Raw genomic sequence first — 20,873 nt, forward strand, 5'->3', positions numbered from 1 at the left:
GCCCCCAGCCTACGGCTCAGGCCGGGACGCGGGCCAGGGCGCGCAACCGGCTGGCCGAGGTGAGGAACAGCGCGGCGAGCGCGGCCTGCGCGAGCACCGACACCCAGCCGGAGAGGCTCCCGTAACCGGCGACCGAGAACACCGCGTTCGCCAGCGCCGACAACGCGTACACACCGCCGAGTACGGCCGAGAGCAACCACCGGTTCGTCATCCGCCACCAGGGCCGCGCGGCGGACGGCGACTCCCCCGGACCGCGGAACGTGCGCGTGGCGATGTACCAGCCGAGCGCCTGCAGCACGGTCAGGACGATGGACCCGGCCTCCGAGTGCAGGGCGTCGAAGAGGAGGACGAGCACGATGTCGACCGCGACCAGGACGGCGATGACGATCGCCTTCTGCGTGGGCGTGGTGAAACGCATGGGTCCCCCTGGTGGTGCGTGCGGTGCGTGGTGCGTGCGGTGCGTGGAGCCTGGTGATGCTCCACGCCCAGTCTCGCCGACGAACGGCCCGGAGCGGTGGAGGCGGGTCAGCGTGGGGCGGAACCCGCGCGCAGCGCTTCCCACTCCCCGATCATCTCCGGCAGCCGCCCCTGGAGGAAGCGGTAGAAGCCGGCCATGTCGCGGAGGCGCTCGGTGGCCGGCGAATCCGGGTCGCCGACGGCCGCGAGGCCGAGGTCGGCCTGGTCGGCGAGGGCGGCGTAGATCGGGCTGTTGCGGACCATGAGCGCGTACCAGTCGGACGGCAGTTCGTAGCGGTCGCGGCGGCTGGTGGACTGCGAGACCCGTCGGATGATGCCGAGGGTCTGGAGGTAGCGGACGGCGCCCGAGATCGCGGCGGCGCTCGCGGAGAGGGTCTCGGCGAGCTCGGCGGCGGTGAGGCCCGGCTGCTCGGTGACCGTGAGCGCCATGAGCACGCGGGCCGGCATCTTGGGGAAGCCGGCCGCGGTGAGGATCGCCGACGAGTGCTCCCGCACATCGCCGAGCGCGATCGGGTCCTTCGCCATGCCTGCTCCCTATCCGATCGCGACGTCTCGGCGGCGGATGAGCGCTGCCGCAGCGGCCAGGGCGACGACCGCGATGCCGAGCATCCAGTATCCCCCGGTCCAGTCCACGTGTCCCACGACGACCGGGACGTCGGCGAACGGCGAGAGGTGCCGCACGGCGTCGGGCAGGTCGATCAGGCCTCCGAAGATGCCGATGAACGCGCCGAGTCCGAGCGTCGCCCAGCCGACCGCGACGGTCCAGCTCGGGAGCAGGACGAACACCAACGTAAGGACGCCGAGATAGACGAGCGCCACCGGGAGCTGCGCAGTCGCCGCGACGAAGGAGTCCCCGATGCGCGCCGCATCCTCCCCGGCCGCCACCGCCGAAAGCCCCGAGGCGAGAGCGGCCGCGACCAGCACGAGCAGCACCGCGACCACGCCGACGACGACGAACCCGAAGAGCCAGCGGACCCGCGACACGGGCGTCGTGAGCATGACCTCCGCGGTGCCGGCGGCCTCCTCCTGCCGCAGCCGGATGATCGCCTGCACGGCGCACGCGGCCGCGAGCACGCCCACGATCGAGAAGATCGCCGCGATGAAGAGCTGCGTGAGCGGTCCGCTGCCCCCGGCGCCGATGCGACCGATCGCGGAGCGGATGTCGGAGAGGCTCGGGTCGTTCGCGATCGAACTGCTGACCACGCTGCCGAGCGCCCCCGCGAGGGCACCGGTCGCGGCGCCGCCGATCGTCCAGCCGAGGATGGTCGGCCACTGCAGCCGCCACGCGAGGCCGATCGGGCCGCGCAGGGCGGGAAGCGCGTCCCGGCGCCCGGCCCGCTCCGGGATGACGCCGGCGCCGGAGTCGCGCACCGTCTGGATCCAGAAGGTGACGGCGATCAGCACCGCGGCGAAGCCGAGCTGGAGCAGCAAAGGCCACCAGTCCGCTCCCGAGTACGGCGAGAACTGCTCGCCCCAGCCGATGGGGCTCAGCCAGCTGAGCCATCCGGTCACCATGTGCGTGCCGTCGCCGGTGATCGTGCCGGTGGCGTCGCCGATGCCGCGCAGCACGTACGCCAGCACGACGAGCGCGGCGGCGAAACCGTTGGCGCCGCGGGAGGTGCTCATGATCTGGGCGAGCAGCAGACCGACCGCGAGGAACGCGATCCCGACACCGCCGACCGCCGCACCGGCTGCGAACGATCCGCCCGCCGGCAGCCCGGCCGCGATGAAGCCGAGAGCCGTCACGAGCGCGAGCACCACATCGACGAGGACGCCGTGCACGACCGTCGCGGCCGTCGGCAGCAGGCGACCGGCCGGGGTCGAGCCGATGAGCTCGGCGCGTCCCGACTCCTCCTCCGCCCGGGAGTGCCGCACGGCCAGGAAGGTGTTCATCAGGCCCGCGAGCAGCGCGAGGAAGGTGAAGATCTCGAAGAACGTGACCGCCGCGAGGCCCGTGCCCGCGGGCAGGCCGCGCAGCAGCAGGACGGTCGGATTGGCGATCGCGAGACGCAGCAGCTCGGTGCGGCTGGCCTCGTCGCCATAGGTCTGCTGGATGGCGGCGGCGGAGAACAGGGCCAGGACCGCGATGCTGACGAGCCAGATGACCAGCTGCCAGCGGTCGCGGCGCAGACGCTGGCGGAGCAGCGCGCCCAGCGTGCCTCCCGTACCGGCGCGCGCGGGTGCTGCGGACTGATGACCGGCCGGGCGACCGGTCGCGGTGGTGGCGCTCATCGCGCCGTCGCCGCCTCGGCGTCGTAGTGCCGCAGGAACAGCTCCTCCAGCGAGGGCGGCGCGACCGTCAGGCTCTTCGCGTCCAGCGCGGCCAGGGCGGTGAGCACCGGCGGCAGGGCGTCGCTGTCGGCCGTGAACGTCACGCGGCCGTTCTGCACGCGCAGATCGTGGGCGTCCGGGATGCTCGCGAGCGCGGCCTCCGTGACCCCGTCGGCCGCGAACGAGACCTCGGTGCGGGTCAGGTGGCGCAGCTGGTCGAGGGTGCCGGTCTCGACCGTCCGGCCTTCCCGGATGATGCTGACGCGATCGCAGAGCTGCTCCACCTCGGAGAGGATGTGGCTCGACAGCAGGACGGTCGCGCCCGCCCGGGCGATGCGGGCGATCTCGGCGTCGAACGTCGCCTCCATCAGCGGGTCGAGACCGCTGGTCGGTTCGTCGAGGATGTAGAGGTCGGCGGGAGTCGCGAACGCTGCGACGAGGGCGACCTTCTGGCGGTTGCCCTTGGAGTAGGCGCGTCCCTTCTTCGTCGGGTCGAGCTGGAAGACGTCGATCAGGCGCTTCTTGCGCTCGGCGTAGGCCGCACGGTCGGCTGTCCCGCCGCGCAGTCGGGAGAGCAGGTCGATGGCCTCCCCGCCGGAGAGATTCGGCCAGAGGTTCACGTCGCCCGGCACGTACGCGATGCGGTGATGGAGGCTGACCGCATCCGTCCACGGGTCGCGCCCGAACACGGTCGCGCTGCCGCCCGTCGAGCGGGCGAGACCGAGCAGGATGCGGATGGTGGTCGACTTGCCTGCACCGTTGGGGCCGAGGAAGCCGTGCACCTCGCCCGCCGCGACGGACAGGTCGAGCCCGTCGAGGGCGCGCACGCGCCCGAACCGCTTCTCGAGGCCGGTGGCCTTGATCACTGTGTCCATGCGCGGGACTCTACGCTTGTTTCACTAATTTGTGAAAACTCTAACGGAATCCTTACGGGCGGCAGGTGCCGGGGAGTCAGGTGCCGCAGTCGATCGCGTCGATGCTCGCGTACTGCAGGCTCGACGCGTCGTAGGGCACCGAGTACACGTGCGGTTGACCCGCCTCGAGCGCGACGGTGTCGGTGAACTCCTCCTGGGCCGGCCCGCTGACGTCGTCGCCGAATCCGATGGTCACGGTGGCGGCCGGGCAGTCGCGCGGGGAGGTGAGGGTGAAGTCCCAGCCGTCCTCGTTGTACTCGACGCGCACCCCGTCGACGACATACTCGCCGGACGCGGAGTCGCTGGAGCCGCCACCCGCGTCGGTATACGAGACCTGCGACCGCGCGGATCCCACGATCGCGACGACGGCGACCACCACGATCACGAGGAGCACCGCGAACCCACCGAGCACCCAGCCGACGATCGCGCCGGTGGAGGGGCCGCGCCGAGGCGGCGCGTAAGCAGGGTACGGCTGGTGCGGCTGGTGCGGCTGCGCGTACGGGTACGGGGCGTAGGGCGGCTGACCCGGCTGCGGCTGAGGCTCCGCGCCGTAGGGCTGCGCGCCGTAGGGCTGCGCGCCGTAGGGCTGCTGCGGATACGGCTGCGCGCCGTAGGGCTGCTGCGGATACGACTGGGTGCCGTAGGGCTGCTGCGGGTACGGCTGGGTGCCGTATGGCTGCTGCGGATACGGGGGCGCGGTGACCTGCTGCGGCGGCCCGGGCTGCACGGGGGCGGCCGACTGCTGCGCGGGAGCGGCCGGCTGGCCCAGCGGAGCCCCGGGCACGCCCGGCGCCTGCCATCGGGCCGCCGCCACCAGCGCATCCCGTGCGGCGGTGAGACGATCGCGCGTCTCGATATCGGATGCGGGCACGACGTTCAACCGGGCGAGGTAGGCGCTCTCGACGTCGTGGGAGGCGGCGGACGGGCTCACTCCGAGGAGCGCCGCGGCCTCGACAGGGCTCAGCATGGCTCGATGCTAGTGCCCGGGATGGCGCAGCGACCCGCGCCGCGCGACCACGATCCCGACGGCGACGACGGCCGCACCAATCACAGCGACGGTGACGCCCATCCACAGGCCGGCGTAGTCGGGGGGCGGCAGGCGCTGCGTGTACTGCGTGTACACGAAGACCGGGAGGGGCCGGATGGTGAGGTCGAGCGGGGCCGGATGGTCGATCGAGAACTTCGCCATCAGCGCCCGGGTCGCCCCTCCGGCAGCCAGCGCCACGCCGAGCACCAGCAGGACGACGACGGCGGGGTTCCAGCGCGCGCGGGCACGAAGCGCTTCGGTCATGAGACGAAGCTAGACGATCGGCCGCGCCAGGCGCATCCCCGGAAAGTCACATCCCGCCCGCGCCGAACGGCGCTCTCAGCAGGCCGCGAGGATGCGCTCGAGCGCGGCGCGTTCGGCGGGCACGACCCAGAGGCCGTAGGCCGACTTCACCGCGACCTGCCGGGCCGCGTACGTGCAGCGGTAGGCCTTCGCGGGCGGCAACCAGGTCGCCGCGTCACCGGCGCCCTTCTGCTGGTTGGTCGGGCCGTCGACCGCGACCAGGTTGAGCGGGTCGTTCGCGAGGTGCTCCCGCGCCTCCTGCGAGAGGCCCTGCGCCCCCGTGCGCCACGCGTCCATGAGCGGGACGACGTGGTCGATCTGCACCCGCGCCGACGTGTCGACCCCGCGTTCGAAGGCGATGCGCGTGCCGGTGTACGGGTCGTCGAGCGTGCCCGAGAGCACGGTGCAGCTTCCCCGGCCCACGACGCCGGTCAGGTCGCGGGCGAGGATGTCGTCGCGGGTGTCGCACCCGTTGCCATCCACGTCGAGCCACGCTTCGCCGAAATCGGCGACACGGTCGTAGCCCGTCTTCGGCGCGCTGCCCTTGACCGGGAGGCCGGCGAGCAGGGTGCGGGCCTCCGCCGCCGACGGGACGCCCGCATCCCGGGCGCCCGGCGTTGCGGGGGCGACCTCGGTCGCCGTTCCCGGCGTCGCAGCCGCCGAGCCGTCGAACGCGCCCGCACCTCCCGCACCTCCGCCCGTCACCACGGCGTACCCGCAGAGCCCGAGCACGACGGCGAGAGCCATCCCCGCCAGGGTCGTCACGAGCCGGGCGGGGGAACGCCGCCGCGTCACCGGATGCTGTCGCTCGGGATGCCGCGGTGCAGCCCGCGACCGCCCAGGTGCACGCCGGGACGCTCGCTGGTGGAGATCTCGCCGAGCTCGCGCATCACGCGGCCGTAGTACGGGTTGGCGGTGGAGTTGCGGTACGCGCCCGGGTGCAGGTCGGCTTCGTTGCGCAGGCGGATCTCGGCGCGCGCGGCCTCCACCGGGTCGATGATCTTGGCGCCGTTGCGGTACCGGATGAGCCGGTGCACCCACTGGTCCAGCATCTCGGGAAGACCGCTGGGCACACGGTCGTGCTCGGGCGCGAGCGACACCCGGCCGCGGTCGGTCGACGCGATGGGCGCGTCGTCGCCCTCGCGGCGGCGACGCTCCGTCGAGAGCACGGAGAGCAGGTCGTCGCGTCGGTTCTGCTGCTGCGCGAGCACCTGCAGCGCGTCGACCGCGGCGGTGTACTCCTCGTCGTAATCCACGTAGGCCTCGGGCTGCGCGGCCCGGTCGTTGACCAGGTCGGACCGCGCGGTGGACGCCTGGGAACGGCTCAGGATGGTGCGCCCGCTGCGCACGCGCTCCAGACGCCAGGTCCAGGTGGCGAGGAGCTGCGGCATGAGGGTGCTCATGTGTCCACTGTAGGAAGGACCACCGACATCGGCGACCCCGACACGACCGCGGCCTCCACGGTGCCGTCGAAGCGCTCGGATGCGCGCCGCACGGCCTCTGCGGGATCGATGCCGAGTGCGAGGTGCGTCAACAGCAGGCGCCGCGCCCCGGCCCGCTGAGCGAGCTCGCCGGCCTCCTCCGGAGTCAGGTGCACGGAAGCCTCGCCGGGCTCGCGCCGGTCGGTCCCGGCCTCGCTCACCAGCAGATCGCAGCCGCGCGCGAGCTCGTCGAGCGCGGAGCACGGCCCGGAATCGCCGGTGTAGACGAGGGATGCTCCGCCCGCCTCCGCGCGCAGGGCGAAGGCGGGCACGTCGTGCTGCACGGCGACCCAGCGGAGGTTCATCCCACCGAGCTCGCGCCCAGCGCTGTCGGTCAGCGGGTCGAACGCGAAGACCCGATCGAGCTCCGATCCGGATGCCGGGCCGAGGAAGCCGATCAGCCTCCCGCGCACATCCTCGGGCGCCAGGAGGGGGACGGCGGCGGGAGCAGGGATGTCGCCGTACCGGTAGCCGTAGAAGGCGGGCAGCAGATCGGCCGCGTGGTCGGCGTGCCCGTGCGAGATCCAGACGGCCGACAGGTCTGCGAGTGCAACGTGACGCTGCAGCTCGGCGAGGGTGCCGGGGCCGGCGTCGACCCAGACGGAGACGTCGCCGTGCTCCAGTAGCATCCCGGTGCATGGTGCGCCCGGCACGGGATAGTGGCTGGAGACGCCGAGGGTGGTGAGCCGCATCCGGCGATCGTATCCGGCGCGCCGAACGGGTGTCGGGGTTCCGCGCTACCGTTGACCTCGCCGTGAAAGCCCTCCTCCGCCGCCCGGTCGACCGGGAGATCCTCCGCCTCGCCGTCCCCGCGCTCGGGTCGCTGATCGCGGAGCCCGTCTTCCTGCTCGCCGACTCGGCGATGGTCGGGCACCTGGGCGTCGCCCCGCTCGCCGGGCTCGGGATCGCCAGCGCGGTGCTGCAGACGATCGTCGGGCTGATGGTGTTCCTGGCGTACTCCACGACCCCCGCAGTCGCGCGGCGCCTCGGCGCCGGGGACGAGCGGGGCGCGGTCGCGGCCGGTGTCGACGGCACCTGGCTGGCGTTGGGCCTCGGTGTGGTGCTCGCGGCGGCGGGATGGTTCGCGGCGCCCGCGCTCGTCGACCTCTTCGGCGCCTCGGCCGAGATCTCCGCGCAAGCGACGCGCTACCTGGAGCTCTCGATGCTCGGGCTGCCCGCGATGCTGATCGTGTTCGCCGCCACCGGCCTGCTGCGCGGCCTGCAGGACACCCGCACGCCCCTTGCGGTCGCCGTCGCGGGCTTCGCGGCCAACATCGCCCTGAACTACCTCTTCATCTACGTCGCGGGCTGGGGCATCGCGGGATCGGCCGCGGGCACCGTCGCCGCCCAATGGGGAATGGTGGTGGTCTACGTGGTCGTCGTGGCGCGGCACGCGCGGCGGGTGGGCGCGCCGCTCCTCCCCCATCACTCCGGCATCGGCCGGAGCGCGCGGGCCGGAGGCTGGCTGCTGCTGCGCACCGCGAGCCTGCGCGCAGCCATGCTGCTCGCGGTGTTCGCCGCCACCCGGCTCGGCCCGGACGAGCTCGCGGCGTTCCAGGTGACGATGACGATCTTCGCGACGCTCGCCTTCGCGCTCGACGCGCTCGCGATCGCCGCGCAGGCGCTGATCGGCAAGGGACTCGGCGCGGGCGACCTCGAGCAGGTGCGTGCCGTCCTGCGCCGCTGCCTGCAGTGGGGCGTCGGCGCGGGCGTCGTGCTCGGAGCGGTGACCGTGCTGCTCAGCCCCGTCGCCGTCGGGCTGTTCACGAACGACGCGACCGTCGCCTCCCTGCTGCCGGTCGGCCTGGCCCTGGTCGGGATCAGCGCTCCGCTCGGCGGGTACGTGTTCGTGCTCGACGGCGTGCTGATCGGCGCGGGAGACGCTCGCTATCTGGCGCTCACGGGAATCGCGAACGTCGCCGTGTTCGTGCCGCTCGCCCTCGCGGTGGTCGCCTGGGGTGGCCACGACGCCGCCGGGCTGGCGTGGCTCACCGCGGCGTTCGTGTTCGGGTACCTCGGGGCGCGCGCGGTCACGCTCGGGCTCCGCGCCCGCGGCGGGTGTGGATGCGCGCGGGGGCGGAGCTCTAGCGGCGAACTCGGGGCCGCTCCGTCGGGCGCGTCTCAGTCGAGCCATTCGCGCGCGGCCACGACCAGGGCGCGCACGCCGGTCGGGATGGTCGGCTGCGCGAGCGGCGCGAAATACGGCGAGTGGTTCGACGGGATGTCGGTGTCGGCCGTCCCCGCTGCGATCGCGGCCTGCACGACCTCCGGGTCGCCGCCTCCCAGCATCCAGTAGACCAGCGGAGCGCCGGCTGCAGTCGCGAGGTTGCCGACGTCCTCGCTGCCCGAGAGCGCGCCCGGGTCGAAGATGCGGTCGGCGCCGAACTCGGCGGTGAAGGCCGCCGTCACGCGCGCGGTCGCCTCGGGCTCGTTCACGGTGACGGGGTAGCGCTCGCCCCACACCACATCCGGAGCCTGCGGCGCGCCGGAGGCCTCGGACTCGGCGCGCAGGATGCGGTCGACACCGCCGAGCACGCGCTCGCGCACCTCCTCGTTGAAGCTGCGCACGCTGATCCCGAGCGTCGCCTCCGCCGCGATGATGTTGTTCTTGGTGCCGGCGTGCAGGGTGCCGACGGTGACGACCGCGGTGTCCTGCGGCGCGATCTCGCGCGAGACGACGGTCTGCAGGCGCATGACCGCGGAGGCCGCCATCACGACCGGGTCGATGGTCGTCTCGGGGCGGGAGCCGTGACCGCCGCGGCCGTGGAGGGTGACCTCCATCGTGTCGACGGCGGCCATCGCGGCGCCGGAGTGCGCGCCGAGCATGCCGGCGGGCAGCGGGGTGACGTGCTGGCCGAGCACGACGTCCGGCGTGGGTACGGTGTCGTAGAGCCCGCTGTCGACCATGACCTGCGCCCCGCCGCCGTGCTCCTCGGCGGGCTGGAAGACGGCGACCACGGTGCCGGACCAGGCGTCGCGGGAGCCGACGAGATCCTCCACCGCGCCCAGCAGGCAGGTGATGTGGATGTCGTGGCCGCACGCGTGCATGACGGGGACCGGGTTGCCCTCCTCATCCTCGGTGGTGACGGTCGAGGCCCAGGGCAGGCCGGTCAGCTCGCGGACGGGCAGGGCGTCCATATCGGCGCGGAGGAGCACCGTCGGGCCCTCCCCGTTGCGGAGCACGCCGGCGACGCCGGTGCCGGCGATGCCCGTGTGCACCTCCACCCCCAGCGCGGTCAGCTGGTCGGCGACGATGCCGGCGGTGCGGTGCTCGGCGAACGAGAGCTCGGGGTGGGCGTGGAGATCGCGGTAGAGGGCCTCAAGATCCATACCCCTCACCCTACGCACCCGGAGGCGCGGGCCGTCAGGTGCGTTGTGCGGGCTGCACATTCGGCACAAATGCGGGGAAAGCGCCGCGCTTTCGCGACATTTGGCACAAATGTCGGCGGGAGGGTGGGGAGGGAGACGGGTCGCGAGAGGCGCAGCGCTAGCGGCGCGCGGGGGCGGCGGTCGTGTTGCCCTGGTGGAACTCGGAGGTGAACGACTCGGGAGTGATCTCGCGGCCCTCCAGCATGTCGACGACGGCGCGGCCGGCCGCGCGGCCCTTGTCGATGGCGGGCTGCACGAGGGTGGTGAGGTCGTAGGGCCAGAGGCCGTCGACGCGCACGCCGTCGAAGCCGACGACGCTGACGTCCCACGGCACCTCGAGTCCGAGCTCCTCGGCGGCGCGGATGACGCCGGCGGCGAGCAGGTCGCTCTGCGCGACGATCGCGGTGGGGCGGTCCTGCGCCCGCTCGAGCAGGGCGGTGCCGGCCAGGCGGCCCTCCTCGACGAAGGAACCGCGGGTGACCCATCCCCCGACTCCCGGGAAGACGTCCTGCACCCCGGCGAGGCGGTCGACGGCGGTGGTCGAGCTGGCGCTGCGGGCCGACTCGGTGGTGAACCGGCCGCGATTGCGGTCGCGCGTGAGCGGCAGCGCCACCACGGCGACGTCGCGGTGGCCGAGATCGTGGAGGTGCTGCGCGGCGATGCGAGACGCCTCCCGGTTGTCCTGGCCGATGACGGGCACGCCGACAGCCGGGTCGCCCTCGATCGCGATCAGCGGGATGCCGCGCTGGCGGAGCATGGCGACCGACTCGTCGAGGCGCGGGCTGCAGCCGACGAGCACGACCGCGTCCATCGGGGCGTCCTCGATGCGCTGGGCGGCGTCGCCCGCGTCGGTGAGGATGAGCAGGCCGGCGTCGATCGCCCCGATCTCCTCGGTGATGCCGTCGAGCAGCGCGATCTTGATCGGGTCGCGGAACGCATCCCCGACCCGTTCCTCCATCACCACGCCGACGATGCCCGAGCGGCCGCGGCGCAGCGAGCGCGCCCGCGGGTCGGGTCCGGCGTAGTTGAGCTGCTTCGCCGCGGCGAGCACACGGTCGCGCGTCGCATCGGAGACCGGGCCCGTGCCCGAGAAGGCGAGCGAGGCGGTCGAGTTGGAGACGCCGGCGAGGCGGGCGACCGCGGCCAGCGTCGGCCGGGCGGTCACAGGGGCTGTGCTGCTGTCGTTCACGTGTGGTAGCTTAGTCGAATCGTTTCGATCGAAACGATTCGATAGCCAAAAAACCCACCCGTCGCCCGCTCGAACCACCAGGACAGCCGATGTCACAGCCGACCCCGACCTCATCCACCTCCGTGCCGGCGCGCAGCCGCCGCGAACTCGTCGCCTGGCGCAACGCCGTCTTCGCCGTCTTCGTGCTGAGCGGTCTCGCGATGGCGACGTGGGTGGCCCGCATCCCGGGCGTCCGCGACGATCTCGGGCTCGGCAAGGACCCGTCCGCTGTCGGCCTGCTCATCCTGGGCATGTCGGCCGGCGCCGTGCTCGGCCTCGCCCTCTCCTCGCCCGTCCTGGTCCGCTTCGGGCCGCACAAGGGGATGTTCGGCTCGCTGACGATCGCCGCCGCCGGCACCGTCGTGCTCGGACTCGGCTCGACGGTCTTCCACGCCGTGCCGATGGTGGCGATCGGCCTCATCCTGCTCGGCTTCGGCAACGGGATGCTCGACGTCATGATGAACGTCGAGGGAACCGCGGTCGAGCGCGAGATCGGCAAGACCCTCATGCCGCTGATGCACGCCTGCTTCAGCCTCGGCACCGTGATCGGCGCGGGCGTCGGCGCCGCGGCCGCCGCCCTCCACATCGGCGTCGCCTGGCACCTGATCGGCATCGCTGTCGTTCTGGTCGCGGGCATCGCGGTCGCCATCCGCTTCATCCCGCGCGAAGCCGAGCTCGGCGACGAGGCCGCGACCACGCGCGTCCCCTTCGGCGAGCGCATGCGCACCGCTCTCGCCGTCTGGGCCGACTGGCGCCTCATCCTCATCGGCGTCGTCATGCTCGGCATGGCCTTCGGCGAGGGATCGGCGAACGACTGGATCTCGCTCGCGGTGGTCGACGGCCACGGCCAGGCGAACTCCACCGGGGCAGTCGTGTTCGGCTGCTTCGTGGCCGCCATGACCGTCGGCCGCGTCGCCGGCGGACCCATCGTCGACCGCATCGGCCGCGTGAACGCCATCCGCATCACGGCGGGGATGGGCGTGGTCGGCCTCCTGCTGTTCATCCTGGGCGGCCCGATGTGGGTGGTCGTGATCGGCACGGTGCTCTGGGGCTTCGGCGTCTCGCTCGGCTTCCCGCTCGGGATGTCGGCTGCGGCGGACGGCGCGAAGAACCCGGCCGCGCGCGTCTCCGCCGTCGCGATCATCGGCTACTGCGCCTTCCTCGTCGGGCCGCCGCTCATCGGCTTCCTCGGCAAAGACTTCGGCCTCCTGAACGCGCTCTACCTCATCCTGTTGCTGCTGCTCGCGTCGTTCCTCGCGGCACCGGCGGTGCGGCCGCAGAAGCAGCGCGTCGCGGCCTGAGCCGCGTCGGCAACGGAGGAGATTCCGGGGTGGGGACGCCCAAAACGCAGGGAACGGAGGGGATCCGGGCCGTTGAGGCCGGGATCCCCTCCGTTCCCTTGGCGGTCCGGCCGGTCGGCGCGGGTCAGACGAAGGCCAGGCAGACCGGGGTCGGGACGGACGAGGCGCCGAGGAAGCGCAGGGAGCGGGTGCGCGCGTCGAACGCGAAGACGGTGACCTCGTCGCTGTCCTGGCAGGCGGCGAGCACGCGGTCGCCCTCGGGCGCGATCACGAGGTCGCGCGGGGAGCGCCCGCGCGCCGGCTCGGTCGCGACGAGCGCCGCGCGCGAGACGTCCGGGTCGAACGAGAAGACGGCGATCGTGTCGTCGCCGCGATTGGTCACGAAGACGGTGCCGCCGTCGTCGCTGACGCGCACGGCGGCTGGCGAGTTGTCCCCGGTCGCGCCCGGCTCGCGGGTGGAGACGGTGGAGACGCGCACGAAGCGGTCGCCGTCGCGTCGCAGCACGTCCAGCGTGCTGTCCAGCTCGTTGACCACGACGGCGTGACGGCCGTCCGGGTGGAAGGCGAGGTGCCGCGGACCGGCCGCGCCCGAGGAGAGCGTCGCCTCAGGCCGGAGGGTGAGACCGCCGTCGTCGTCCAGCGCGTACCAGCGCACCTCGCCGAGGCCCAGGTCGACGACCACGACGTCGCCGGTCACGGGGTCGACGCTGAGCTGATGGACGTGCGGCGCCTCCTGCCGCGCATCGTCCGGACCGCGGCCCTCGTGCTGCACGAACGCGGTGCGGGCGCCGATCGATCCGTCCCCGTTGAGTGTGAAGACGGAGACGGTGCCGCCGCTGTAGGTGCCGGCGATCAACCGCCGACCGGAGGGGTGGACGGCCAGGTGCGCGGGATCCGCGCCTCCACTCGACACCTCGCCGAGCAGGGCGAGCGCGCCGTCGCCCGAGCGGGAGAACGCGAGGAGGCCGCCGTCCGGTCCCGTCTCGGCGACCGCGTAGACCCGGGTGCCGTCGGGCGACACGGCCACCCACGAGGGGTTGCGCACGCGCGCGGCGACGGAGACGCCCGACACCTCCGACCCGTCGAACCGGGCGGCCAGCACGCCCTCCGCGTGACCGTCGACGTGCGGGAGCTGCTCGGTGTACGTGCCGATGACGAGATCGTGGGGCATGCCCCCATCCTGCCAGGGCGCCCCCGTAGGATGTTCCGGTGCGTCTCGTCATTGCCAACTGCTCCGTGGACTACGCCGGACGCCTGAGCGCGCACCTGCCGCTGGCGAAGCGGCTGCTCATGCTCAAGTCCGACGGCAGCCTGCTCGTCCACTCCGACGGCGGCTCGTACAAGCCGCTCAACTGGATGAGCCCGCCCTGCACGCTCGCGGTCATGGAGCCCGACGAGCTGCAGCGGGAGGCCGGCGTCACCGAGGTCTGGCGCGTCACCCAGGCGAAGACCGCCGACATGCTGATCGTCTCCATCCACGAGGTGCTGCACGATTCGGCGCACGAGCTCGGCATCGACCCCGGCCTGCAGAAGGACGGCGTGGAGGCGCACCTGCAGAAACTGCTCGCGGAGCAGATCCACCTGCTCGGCGACGGGCACGTGCTCGTGCGCCGTGAGTACATGACGGCGATCGGTCCGGTCGACATCCTGGCCCGCGACGCCGCCGGAGCGTCCGTCGCCGTGGAGCTCAAGCGCCGCGGCGACATCGACGGCGTCGAGCAGCTGACCCGCTACCTCGAGCTGATGAACCGCGACCCCCTCCTCGCGCCCGTCTCCGGCGTCTTCGCCGCGCAGGAGATCAAGCCCCAGGCGCGCACGCTCGCCGAGGACCGCGGCATCCGCTGCCTGGTCCTCGACTACGACGCGATGCGCGGCCTCGACGACAGCGACAGCAGGCTCTTCTGATGGCACCCTCCCCCCGCTTCCCGCAGACCTACGAGAACGTCCCCGTGCGCAAGGCGCTCGCGGACATCGCCGCCGAGCCGACCCTCCCGAACCTGGAGGCGCTGCTCGCCGCCGCGGTCAAGGGCGGCCTGGTCGTCGACGTCACCGGGTCCACCCCGGAGGACACCCGCCTGCGCACGATCAGCTCGACCACGGGCGAACCGGTGCTCCCCCTCTTCACCTCGATGAAGGCACTGCGCTCGGCGGTCGGGCAGACCGCGGAGGGCGCGGGCACGAAGGTGCAGGCCGTCATCGTCCCGGCCGTCGAAGCGCTCGGATTCGTCCGCACCGCGGAGTTCGTCGCCGTACAGTTCGACCCGGGCTCGGAGCAGACGATGGTCGTGGCCCGATCGCACATCGAGACGGCACTCGGCGACCGCTGAGCGAACGTTCACGAACGCCACATACGATGGGTGGGCTATGACCACCACCCCCACCCCCACCGTCACCCGGACGTGGACGTGCGTGCTGTTCGACCTCGACGGCACCCTCACCGACTCCGCCCCCGGCATCACCGGCTCCCTCGTCAGCATGTTCGAGGACCTCGGCCGCCCCGTCCCCACCCCCGCCGAGCTCGTCGAGTACGTCGGCCCGCCGCTGCTGGACTCCCTCGAGAAGTTCGCCGGCATGGACGAGGCCGAGGCGCGTGCCGCGCTCGCGGTCTACCGCACCCACTACGCCGAGCACGGCGCCTTCGACAGCGCGGTGTTCCCCGGCATCCGCGGCCTGCTCGAGCGCCTCCACGCCTCCGGCATCCCGCTCGCCATCGCGACCAGCAAGCCCGAGTCGCAGGCGACCCGCATCCTGGAGCACTTCGGCCTGGCCCAGTACTTCACGGTCATCACCGGCGCCAGCGAGGACGAGTCCCGCAGCGCCAAGGCGGACGTGGTCGAGGAGGCCCTGCGCCGCCTCACCGCGGAGGGCGTCGACCTCGACCACACCGTCATGGTGGGCGACCGCCAGTACGACGTCGAGGGTGCGGGTGCGCACGGGCTGCCGACCATCCTCGTCGAGTGGGGCTACGGCTCCCCCGCCGAGGCCGCCGGCGCGATCGCCGTCGTGCACTCGGCGGATCAGCTGCGGAGCCTGCTCCTCGGCTGAGCGGAGGCGGAGCCCGAGCGGGGGCGCGAGTACGCTGGAGTGTTGTTGCAACACCGCACCACCAGACATACAGCACTAGGAAGATCATGCGCACCCGTACCTCTCTGTTCGCTCCCGCCGCCCTCGTCGCGGCTCTCTCCATCGCCACCCTCGCCGGCTGCTCCAGCACCGGATCGGACTCGTCGTCCACCCCCAGCTCGTCGCAGTCGCAGGCCTCGGCCACGCTGCCCTCGGACTTCCCGAAGAACGACGTCCCGCTCGTCGACGGCCAGGTCGTCGTCGCCCGCGGGGACAAGGACAACGGCTGGTCGGTCACCGTCCAGCCCACCACCAAGACCGGCTTCGCCGACGCGACCGCCGCCCTCGAGAAGGCCGGCTACACGAAGCAGGCCGGTTCGACGGACACCAAGGCCGTCTACACCAACGACAAGTACACCGTCGCCGTGGGCACCCCCGGCGTCTCGGTGACCTACACCGTCACGGCGAACTAGGCTCCGCGCCGCTTCGCCTCCCGGACCGCCGGCCGCCTCGTGCGCCGGCGGTTCGTCGTTTCTCCCCCGCGCGGCCCGCGAGTACGCAGAAAGTGGGGCGAAAACCGCCGAGTGCGCAGAGAATCCGCGTACTCGAGGGCCGAACAGGCGGCGGGCTTACGAGTCGATGATGCGGACGAGCTCGTCGATGAAGGCAGTGAAGGTGTCGGCGCGGCGGATAAGGCCGAGCACGGCCTCCCGATCGCCGAAGACCTCGACGAACTGATCGAACACGGTCTGGAACGACGCGCGACCACCGGCGTCGAACGCGATGAAGGCGATGACGTTGACGCGCGCGTCGCCCCAGTCCATCGCCGTGTCGTTGACCACGATCGCGATCGCCGTGCGCTTGGCGCTCATCGTCATGGCGTGCGGCACCGCGAGGGAGTCCGTGAACGCCGTGGACGACATCTGCTCGCGCTCGATCGTCTGGTCGACGTAGTCCTGGTCGATGGCTCCGACCGCGATCATCCGGTCGCCGAGCGCGCGGATCATCGTGATCGCGTCGCGGGCGTAGAAGTTGCGCAGGAAGAGGCGCTCGTCGAAGTACTCCAGCAGGTCGTTCTTGATGCGCGCGCGCCGGCGCTGCCGGCGGATGCGGGCGACGGCCTGGCGGATGTGCTCCACATCCGTCTCGGTCACGAACGGCTGCACGATGACCGCGTTCTCGCGGCGGCCGCGGGGGTCGATCGTCGTGAGCACCAGATCGGCGTCGAGGGCGGCCCAGTCCACGTCGGTCGAGGTGATCACGCTCGTGACGTCGAGCTCGTCGCCGAGGGCGCTCTCGAGCCGCTCCCGCAGCAGGATGTGCATGTCGTAGTAGTTCGGGCAGACGACGGCGCAGGTCACCGCATCCCGGCGCCGGGACTGCTGCTCGAGGTAAGCGCCGACGTGCATGGCGATGTAGGCGATCTCGTCCTCGTTGACCTCGATGCCCTCGGCCGTCTGCAGGCGGCTCGCGATGTAGACCGCCAGCTCGTAGATCATCGGGTAGGAGCTCTTGATCGAGCGGGTCAGCGGGTTGCGCGAGTACGTCTTCTCGTGGGCGCGCGCGACGAGGTTCTGCACGTGCAGGGTCAGACGCACGATGAAGTTCTCGTCGCGCAGGTCGACCAGGTACTCGGTGGAGGCGCGTGCCACGATGCCGCGCACGACCTCCAGATCGTGCTCGCTCACGAACTCCTCGACCGGATCGCGGCCGGCTCCCGGCGCGATGACCCGCGTGCGCAGCAGGATGGCGAGGTAGCGCAGCTCGGTCGGGTCGAGCACCACGTCGAAGTGCGTGTCGATCAATCCGCCGAGGTCGTCGGCGAGCGCACGGATGGCCTCGCTGACCTCCGGATCGCCCGCGGCGGGCAGCACGCGGTCCTTGGCGACGCGGTCGAGTGCGACGGCCATGTGCAGCAGCACGTCGTTGATCCCGTATTCGTTGACGAAGAAGCCGCGGGCGTCGAGCATCCCGACCAGGTCGGACTTGAACTCGGCCAGCCCGCGGGACGCGAACGCCTCCTGGATGCGCGCAACGTCGACGACACCCTGCCGCATCTCATCGCGGAACAGCCGGCTGATGAGCTTGCGGCGCGCGATCTCCGGGCCGGTGAGCTGCACGACGGGGCCCTGCCGCTGCAGCGCGAGCTCGGTGTCGGCGAGGATGCCGCGCAGCCGGGTCAGGTCGGACTCGATGGTGGATTCGCTGACGAACAGGCTCTCGGCCGCCTCGTACACGTCGACGCCCTCGGGCTCGTCGAGGAGGCGACGGGCGAGGAAGACCAGGCGCTCCTGGGGTGAGCCGACGCTCGGTTCGGCGGCCTCTGCGTCGTCGAGGTGGGCAGCGTACGCCTCGGTCCGCACCCGGTATCCGCTGGCGCCCGACTCGACCAGGTCTCCCAGTGCGGCGGCGTAGGTGCGGATGCTGCGTGTCGTGACGCCCAGATCGTGTGCGAGCTCGGCCGCGGTCACCCAGGCAGCACGGCGCGCCAGGATGTCCAGCATCCTCGTCTGCTGTGCCGAGAGCGCCACCCGAACCACCTTTCTGCACCGAGTCAACCACGAGGGCATCGGTGGGGGCTCGCGCACGGAGAAGATCTTCCGCTCCCCCCGGAAGGCTGCCGCGGGATCGCCGGGTCGCCGGGCGCGCGAAAGGGCCGCACCCTCGCGGATGCGGCCCCTTCACCGGGCGTCGCGCTACGCCCGGTCGGTGCGACGGCGCCGGACGATCAGGAGCGTCAGGCCCGCGACGAGGCACACCGCCGCTGCCGCTCCCAGGCCCATCGGGAGCGTGGATCCCGTCACCGCGAGTCCGCCCGGCTCCGTCGCTGCGGGAGCCGTCGTGGGCGCCGGGTCGACGACCACTCTGACCGTCGCCGTGTCCCGCTGCCCGACCGCGTCCTCGATCGTGTAGCCGAACGTCGCCGTCCCGGCGAAGCCGTCGTTCGGGGCGAAGGTGACCGTACCGTCGTTCAGGGTCACCGTGCCGTCCTCCGGCGTCTCGGCCTCGGCGACGACGATCGCCTCGCCCGAGTCGTTGTCGAGGACGGGGATGACGACGCCCATGCCCGCGCCGGTGCGTGCCGCATCATCCGCGGCGACCGGCGCTGCCGGCGCCTCCACGGTCACGGTGACCGTCGCGGTGGCGCGCTGCCCCACCACATCCTCGACCGTGTACCCGAACGAGGCTTCGCCCGCGAATCCCGCGTTCGGCACGAACGTCACCGTGCCGTCCGCGTTCAGCGTCACCACTCCATCCGCACTCTCGCTCACCGCCGAGACAGTGAGATCCGTGCCGTCGTCGTTGGTGAGCACCGGGATCGTCACGGCCGTCGCGTACGGCGTCGACGCCGTGTCGTCCGCCGCCACCGGAGCCGCGGGATCCGCGACCGTCACGACGACCGTCGCCTGCGAGCGGTTCCCCCGCTCGTCCGTGATCGTGTAGACGAAGGACGCCTCGCCCGCGAAGCCGGCATTCGGCATGAAGGTCACGGTGCCGTCCGCGTTCGCCGTCGCGGTTCCGTCGGGGCTCGCGCCGATCGCGGAGACGACGATCCCGTCTCCGCGGTCGTTGGCGAGCACCGGGATGGTCACCGCGGTCGCGTAGGGAGTCGACGCCGTGTCATCGGCCGCCGCCGCATCCTCCAGGGGAGCCGTCACCGTCACCGTGGTAGACGACTCGAGGACCGGCGCGAGCAGGGCCGAACCGCTGAGCTCGAACGCGGCCGCGCCCTGCTCGCTGAGCACGACGTCGAACGTCACCGCTGCCGACGCCTGACCGGCGATCTCCTGCACGAGCGGGATCGTCAGCGTGTCACCCGTCTGCGAGGCGGGACCCGAAGCTCCCACGAGGGATCCGTCGACATACGCGCCGCCACGCGGCAGCCGGACGGCGAGCGCGTCCATCGACACGTCGGCCGTGTTGGCCGCATTGCTGACCTCCGCCCGGAGGGAGACCCTCGAACCGGCGGCGACCGATGACGGGTCGGGCGTGATCGTGGTGGGCAGGGCCCGCAGGTCGACCGGGGAGAAGTTCGTCAGCATCGACGCGGTCGCTGCCCCCTCGACCGGCACGTGGAGGTTCCAGGACAGCGCGATGGCGTTGTCCTGGGCCGTGTCCGCCCCGTCCAACCGGCTCGGGAGCGGCTCCTTGGAGGCGATGTTCAGCCACATCGACGTGTAGCTGCCGTAGTAGAACGCCGATCCCGGGGTCTTCGGGATGAACTGCTCGATGCGGGACGAGGAGCCCGGCGATGCCTTGCAGGTCACGGCGCCGGTCGCGGAGGAGTAGTCCCCGTAGCCCACATCGGTGTTGCCGAGGTAGCAATCCCCTCCGTGATAGAGGATGATGTCGTGGCCCTGCGCGTCGAGGGAGCGGACACTGGTGCTGGTCGCATAGAAGTTGTCGCCGACCACGTAGCTGTCCACCTGGGTCAGCTCGAGCACGTCGACGCCCGCGGCGTTCCGGGCGCGGACGGTCGTCGTGATCGAGTGCGGGTCCGCTCTCGTTCCGGACCCGGCTCGGCTCTGGCTCACCGGGATGTAGGGGCTTCCGGCCTCGACGGCCGCCTGCCCCGCCGGCACGGACGCCGGCCCGGCCAGCGAGCGAGTGCCTCCCTCGTCGAAGGCGACGAAGGTCCCGCACGCGGTCCCGCCGTAGAACTCCGTGTGCGTGTCTCCTGCGTAGTTGACGGCGCAGTTGAGGTACGGGGTGATTTTGACGTCGACGAGTGGCCCGCTGGACGTGATCGTCTCGTCGGCGACGGCCGCCGAGGGCGCTGCCAATGCCAGGGCGACGGCAGCGGCGAGAGCGCCGACGACGCCGGCGAGCCTGGTGGCGTGGCGCCGGGCACGACGAGGGTGGGAGATCGGAGAGATGCGCATGATGCTCCCAACCTGGTGGTCCGGATGCTCGGACTCCGCAGGCGGACGGGATTAACCGAAGCGGGAACCGCCGAGTTCCGTAGTCGGTATTGCATATATATAGCGTCCACGCTCTTCGACTTCCGCTCCCCCGGAAGAAAGCCGGCTGGAGCGACTGATGCGACCGGACGAGCATGAAAGACGATCCACCAGATCCATCCGCTCCACCCAGCAACTCCGCGTTACCGAAAGGCACAGGTCGATGAAGATCGTGGTCGTCTGCGGCGCGGGTGCCTCGAGCACCTTCGTCGCCGTCAAGCTCCGCAACGCGGCTGCATCGCGCGGCGTCCCGGTGACCGTCGAGGCGGGGAGCGTCTCCCAGCTCGACGCGCTGACCGGCGTCGACGTGATCCTCGTCGGGGCGCACCTCGAAGCCTCGGTGCCCGCTCTGCGCGAACGCGCCGCCGCCTCCGGCACGTCGGTCGCCGTGCTCCCGCCCATCTCCCCGGCCGCCCTCGACGGCGCCCAGGCGCTGGATCTGGCTCTCGGCGCCCGGACGGCGGCACTATGAGAGCAC

Annotated in this window: 20 protein-coding genes and 1 pseudogene; 7 read left to right on the forward strand and 14 right to left on the reverse strand. The window is 72.1% G+C overall.

Annotated features, from left to right (window positions below; genetic code table 11):
* Nucleotides 1-16: 16 nt before the first annotated feature.
* The 9 genes from HNR14_RS07780 to HNR14_RS07820 all read right to left on the reverse strand — a co-directional run bounded on the left by HNR14_RS07780 (nt 17) and on the right by HNR14_RS07820 (nt 7,165).
* Nucleotides 17-418 carry a hypothetical protein gene (locus HNR14_RS07780; RefSeq protein ID WP_179700594.1) on the reverse strand — a complete coding sequence of 134 codons (402 nt, stop codon included), beginning with the start codon at nt 416-418 and terminating at the stop codon, nt 17-19.
* Between the two features lie 107 nt (nt 419-525).
* The gene (locus HNR14_RS07785; protein WP_179700595.1) at nt 526-1,002 is read right to left on the reverse strand and encodes a GbsR/MarR family transcriptional regulator; all 477 of its coding nucleotides are present in this window, start codon (nt 1,000-1,002) and stop codon (nt 526-528) included.
* A gap of 9 nt (nt 1,003-1,011) precedes the next feature.
* A complete protein-coding gene (locus tag HNR14_RS07790; RefSeq protein WP_179700596.1) occupies nt 1,012-2,709 on the reverse strand; it encodes an ABC transporter permease in 1,698 nt (565 codons plus the stop codon).
* Nucleotides 2,706-3,623, reverse strand: a complete 918-nt coding sequence (locus HNR14_RS07795; protein ID WP_179700597.1) for an ABC transporter ATP-binding protein — start codon at nt 3,621-3,623, stop codon at nt 2,706-2,708. The genes HNR14_RS07790 and HNR14_RS07795 overlap by 4 nt, the downstream gene beginning before the upstream one ends.
* Before the next feature lie 76 nt (nt 3,624-3,699).
* Nucleotides 3,700-4,629, reverse strand: coding sequence for a hypothetical protein (locus HNR14_RS07800; RefSeq protein ID WP_179700598.1), 930 nt, complete (start codon nt 4,627-4,629; stop codon nt 3,700-3,702).
* 9 nt (nt 4,630-4,638) lie between these two features.
* Entirely contained in the window at nt 4,639-4,953 is a 315-nt protein-coding gene (locus HNR14_RS07805; protein WP_179700599.1) for a hypothetical protein, read from the reverse strand.
* Between the two features lie 75 nt (nt 4,954-5,028).
* Nucleotides 5,029-5,739 carry an HNH endonuclease family protein gene (locus HNR14_RS07810; protein WP_179700600.1) on the reverse strand — a complete coding sequence of 237 codons (711 nt, stop codon included), beginning with the start codon at nt 5,737-5,739 and terminating at the stop codon, nt 5,029-5,031.
* Between the two features lie 44 nt (nt 5,740-5,783).
* Nucleotides 5,784-6,395, reverse strand: a complete 612-nt coding sequence (locus HNR14_RS07815) for a hypothetical protein (protein WP_179700601.1) — start codon at nt 6,393-6,395, stop codon at nt 5,784-5,786.
* Nucleotides 6,392-7,165: an MBL fold metallo-hydrolase gene (locus HNR14_RS07820; RefSeq protein ID WP_179700602.1), complete on the reverse strand. Its 774-nt coding sequence runs from the start codon at nt 7,163-7,165 to the stop codon at nt 6,392-6,394. Before HNR14_RS07820 ends, HNR14_RS07815 begins: the two co-directional genes overlap by 4 nt.
* A 170-nt stretch (nt 7,166-7,335) precedes the next feature.
* On the opposite strand from HNR14_RS07820, the pseudogene HNR14_RS07825 reads away from it, so the two are divergent.
* Nucleotides 7,336-8,561 (forward strand): annotated as a pseudogene (locus HNR14_RS07825) (MATE family efflux transporter).
* Between the two features lie 33 nt (nt 8,562-8,594).
* Here the strand turns inward: HNR14_RS07825 and HNR14_RS07830 are convergent.
* Nucleotides 8,595-9,803, reverse strand: a complete 1,209-nt coding sequence (locus tag HNR14_RS07830; protein ID WP_179700603.1) for an amidohydrolase — start codon at nt 9,801-9,803, stop codon at nt 8,595-8,597.
* Nucleotides 9,804-9,960: 157 nt separating this feature from the next.
* Nucleotides 9,961-11,031, reverse strand: coding sequence for a substrate-binding domain-containing protein (locus tag HNR14_RS07835; protein WP_179700604.1), 1,071 nt, complete (start codon nt 11,029-11,031; stop codon nt 9,961-9,963).
* Between the two features lie 89 nt (nt 11,032-11,120).
* Between HNR14_RS07835 and HNR14_RS07840 the strand changes: the two genes are divergently transcribed.
* Nucleotides 11,121-12,371, forward strand: coding sequence for an MFS transporter (locus tag HNR14_RS07840; protein WP_179700605.1), 1,251 nt, complete (start codon nt 11,121-11,123; stop codon nt 12,369-12,371).
* Nucleotides 12,372-12,495: 124 nt separating this feature from the next.
* Here HNR14_RS07840 and HNR14_RS07845 read toward each other — a convergent pair whose 3' ends face one another.
* Nucleotides 12,496-13,542, reverse strand: a complete 1,047-nt coding sequence (locus tag HNR14_RS07845; RefSeq protein ID WP_179700606.1) for a lactonase family protein — start codon at nt 13,540-13,542, stop codon at nt 12,496-12,498.
* A 38-nt stretch (nt 13,543-13,580) separates the two neighbouring features.
* Here HNR14_RS07845 and nucS point away from each other — a divergent pair, with 38 nt between their 5' ends.
* The 4 genes from nucS (at nt 13,581) to HNR14_RS07865 (ending at nt 15,907) form a co-directional block, all read left to right on the forward strand.
* A complete protein-coding gene (gene nucS, locus HNR14_RS07850; RefSeq protein ID WP_021763703.1) occupies nt 13,581-14,276 on the forward strand; it encodes an endonuclease NucS in 696 nt (231 codons plus the stop codon).
* Nucleotides 14,276-14,698 carry an SseB family protein gene (locus HNR14_RS07855; protein WP_021763704.1) on the forward strand — a complete coding sequence of 141 codons (423 nt, stop codon included), beginning with the start codon at nt 14,276-14,278 and terminating at the stop codon, nt 14,696-14,698. Before nucS ends, HNR14_RS07855 begins: the two co-directional genes overlap by 1 nt.
* Nucleotides 14,699-14,735: 37 nt before the next feature.
* The gene (locus HNR14_RS07860) at nt 14,736-15,416 is read left to right on the forward strand and encodes an HAD hydrolase-like protein (protein WP_179700607.1); all 681 of its coding nucleotides are present in this window, start codon (nt 14,736-14,738) and stop codon (nt 15,414-15,416) included.
* Between the two features lie 86 nt (nt 15,417-15,502).
* Nucleotides 15,503-15,907 carry a hypothetical protein gene (locus HNR14_RS07865; RefSeq protein WP_179700608.1) on the forward strand — a complete coding sequence of 135 codons (405 nt, stop codon included), beginning with the start codon at nt 15,503-15,505 and terminating at the stop codon, nt 15,905-15,907.
* Nucleotides 15,908-16,063: 156 nt separating this feature from the next.
* On the opposite strand, the gene HNR14_RS07870 is transcribed toward HNR14_RS07865, so the two are convergent.
* Nucleotides 16,064-17,965 carry a PRD domain-containing protein gene (locus tag HNR14_RS07870; RefSeq protein ID WP_179700609.1) on the reverse strand — a complete coding sequence of 634 codons (1,902 nt, stop codon included), beginning with the start codon at nt 17,963-17,965 and terminating at the stop codon, nt 16,064-16,066.
* 165 nt (nt 17,966-18,130) lie between these two features.
* Nucleotides 18,131-20,317 (reverse strand): Ig-like domain-containing protein, encoded by a 2,187-nt coding sequence (locus HNR14_RS07875; RefSeq protein WP_179700610.1) that lies wholly within the window; start codon nt 20,315-20,317, stop codon nt 18,131-18,133.
* 241 nt (nt 20,318-20,558) lie between these two features.
* On the opposite strand from HNR14_RS07875, the gene HNR14_RS07880 reads away from it, so the two are divergent.
* Complete coding sequence (locus HNR14_RS07880; RefSeq protein ID WP_021764791.1) at nt 20,559-20,867, forward strand: PTS sugar transporter subunit IIB; 309 nt, start codon at nt 20,559-20,561, stop codon at nt 20,865-20,867.
* The last annotated feature ends 6 nt before the right edge of the window (nt 20,868-20,873 follow it).

Origin of the sequence: Leifsonia naganoensis (assembly GCF_013410615.1) — a bacterium.
GTDB lineage: Bacteria > Actinomycetota > Actinomycetes > Actinomycetales > Microbacteriaceae > Leifsonia > Leifsonia aquatica.

What these genes read in the sequence shown, in the direction of transcription:
- HNR14_RS07810 (WP_179700600.1), bottom strand. Translation starts at nt 5,739, where the DNA reads ATGGCTCTCGCCGTCGTGCTCGGGCTCTGCGGGTACGCCGTGGTGACG.
- HNR14_RS07855 (WP_021763704.1), top strand. Translation starts at nt 14,276, where the DNA reads ATGGCACCCTCCCCCCGCTTCCCGCAGACCTACGAGAACGTCCCCGTG.
- HNR14_RS07840 (WP_179700605.1), top strand. Translation starts at nt 11,121, where the DNA reads ATGTCACAGCCGACCCCGACCTCATCCACCTCCGTGCCGGCGCGCAGC.
- HNR14_RS07830 (WP_179700603.1), bottom strand. Translation starts at nt 9,803, where the DNA reads ATGGATCTTGAGGCCCTCTACCGCGATCTCCACGCCCACCCCGAGCTC.
- HNR14_RS07860 (WP_179700607.1), top strand. Translation starts at nt 14,736, where the DNA reads ATGACCACCACCCCCACCCCCACCGTCACCCGGACGTGGACGTGCGTG.
- HNR14_RS07875 (WP_179700610.1), bottom strand. Translation starts at nt 20,317, where the DNA reads ATGCGCATCTCTCCGATCTCCCACCCTCGTCGTGCCCGGCGCCACGCC.
- HNR14_RS07880 (WP_021764791.1), top strand. Translation starts at nt 20,559, where the DNA reads ATGAAGATCGTGGTCGTCTGCGGCGCGGGTGCCTCGAGCACCTTCGTC.
- HNR14_RS07790 (WP_179700596.1), bottom strand. Translation starts at nt 2,709, where the DNA reads ATGAGCGCCACCACCGCGACCGGTCGCCCGGCCGGTCATCAGTCCGCA.
- HNR14_RS07845 (WP_179700606.1), bottom strand. Translation starts at nt 13,542, where the DNA reads ATGCCCCACGATCTCGTCATCGGCACGTACACCGAGCAGCTCCCGCAC.
- HNR14_RS07795 (WP_179700597.1), bottom strand. Translation starts at nt 3,623, where the DNA reads ATGGACACAGTGATCAAGGCCACCGGCCTCGAGAAGCGGTTCGGGCGC.
- HNR14_RS07820 (WP_179700602.1), bottom strand. Translation starts at nt 7,165, where the DNA reads ATGCGGCTCACCACCCTCGGCGTCTCCAGCCACTATCCCGTGCCGGGC.
- HNR14_RS07785 (WP_179700595.1), bottom strand. Translation starts at nt 1,002, where the DNA reads ATGGCGAAGGACCCGATCGCGCTCGGCGATGTGCGGGAGCACTCGTCG.
- HNR14_RS07780 (WP_179700594.1), bottom strand. Translation starts at nt 418, where the DNA reads ATGCGTTTCACCACGCCCACGCAGAAGGCGATCGTCATCGCCGTCCTG.
- HNR14_RS07800 (WP_179700598.1), bottom strand. Translation starts at nt 4,629, where the DNA reads ATGCTGAGCCCTGTCGAGGCCGCGGCGCTCCTCGGAGTGAGCCCGTCC.
- HNR14_RS07815 (WP_179700601.1), bottom strand. Translation starts at nt 6,395, where the DNA reads ATGAGCACCCTCATGCCGCAGCTCCTCGCCACCTGGACCTGGCGTCTG.
- HNR14_RS07865 (WP_179700608.1), top strand. Translation starts at nt 15,503, where the DNA reads ATGCGCACCCGTACCTCTCTGTTCGCTCCCGCCGCCCTCGTCGCGGCT.
- HNR14_RS07805 (WP_179700599.1), bottom strand. Translation starts at nt 4,953, where the DNA reads ATGACCGAAGCGCTTCGTGCCCGCGCGCGCTGGAACCCCGCCGTCGTC.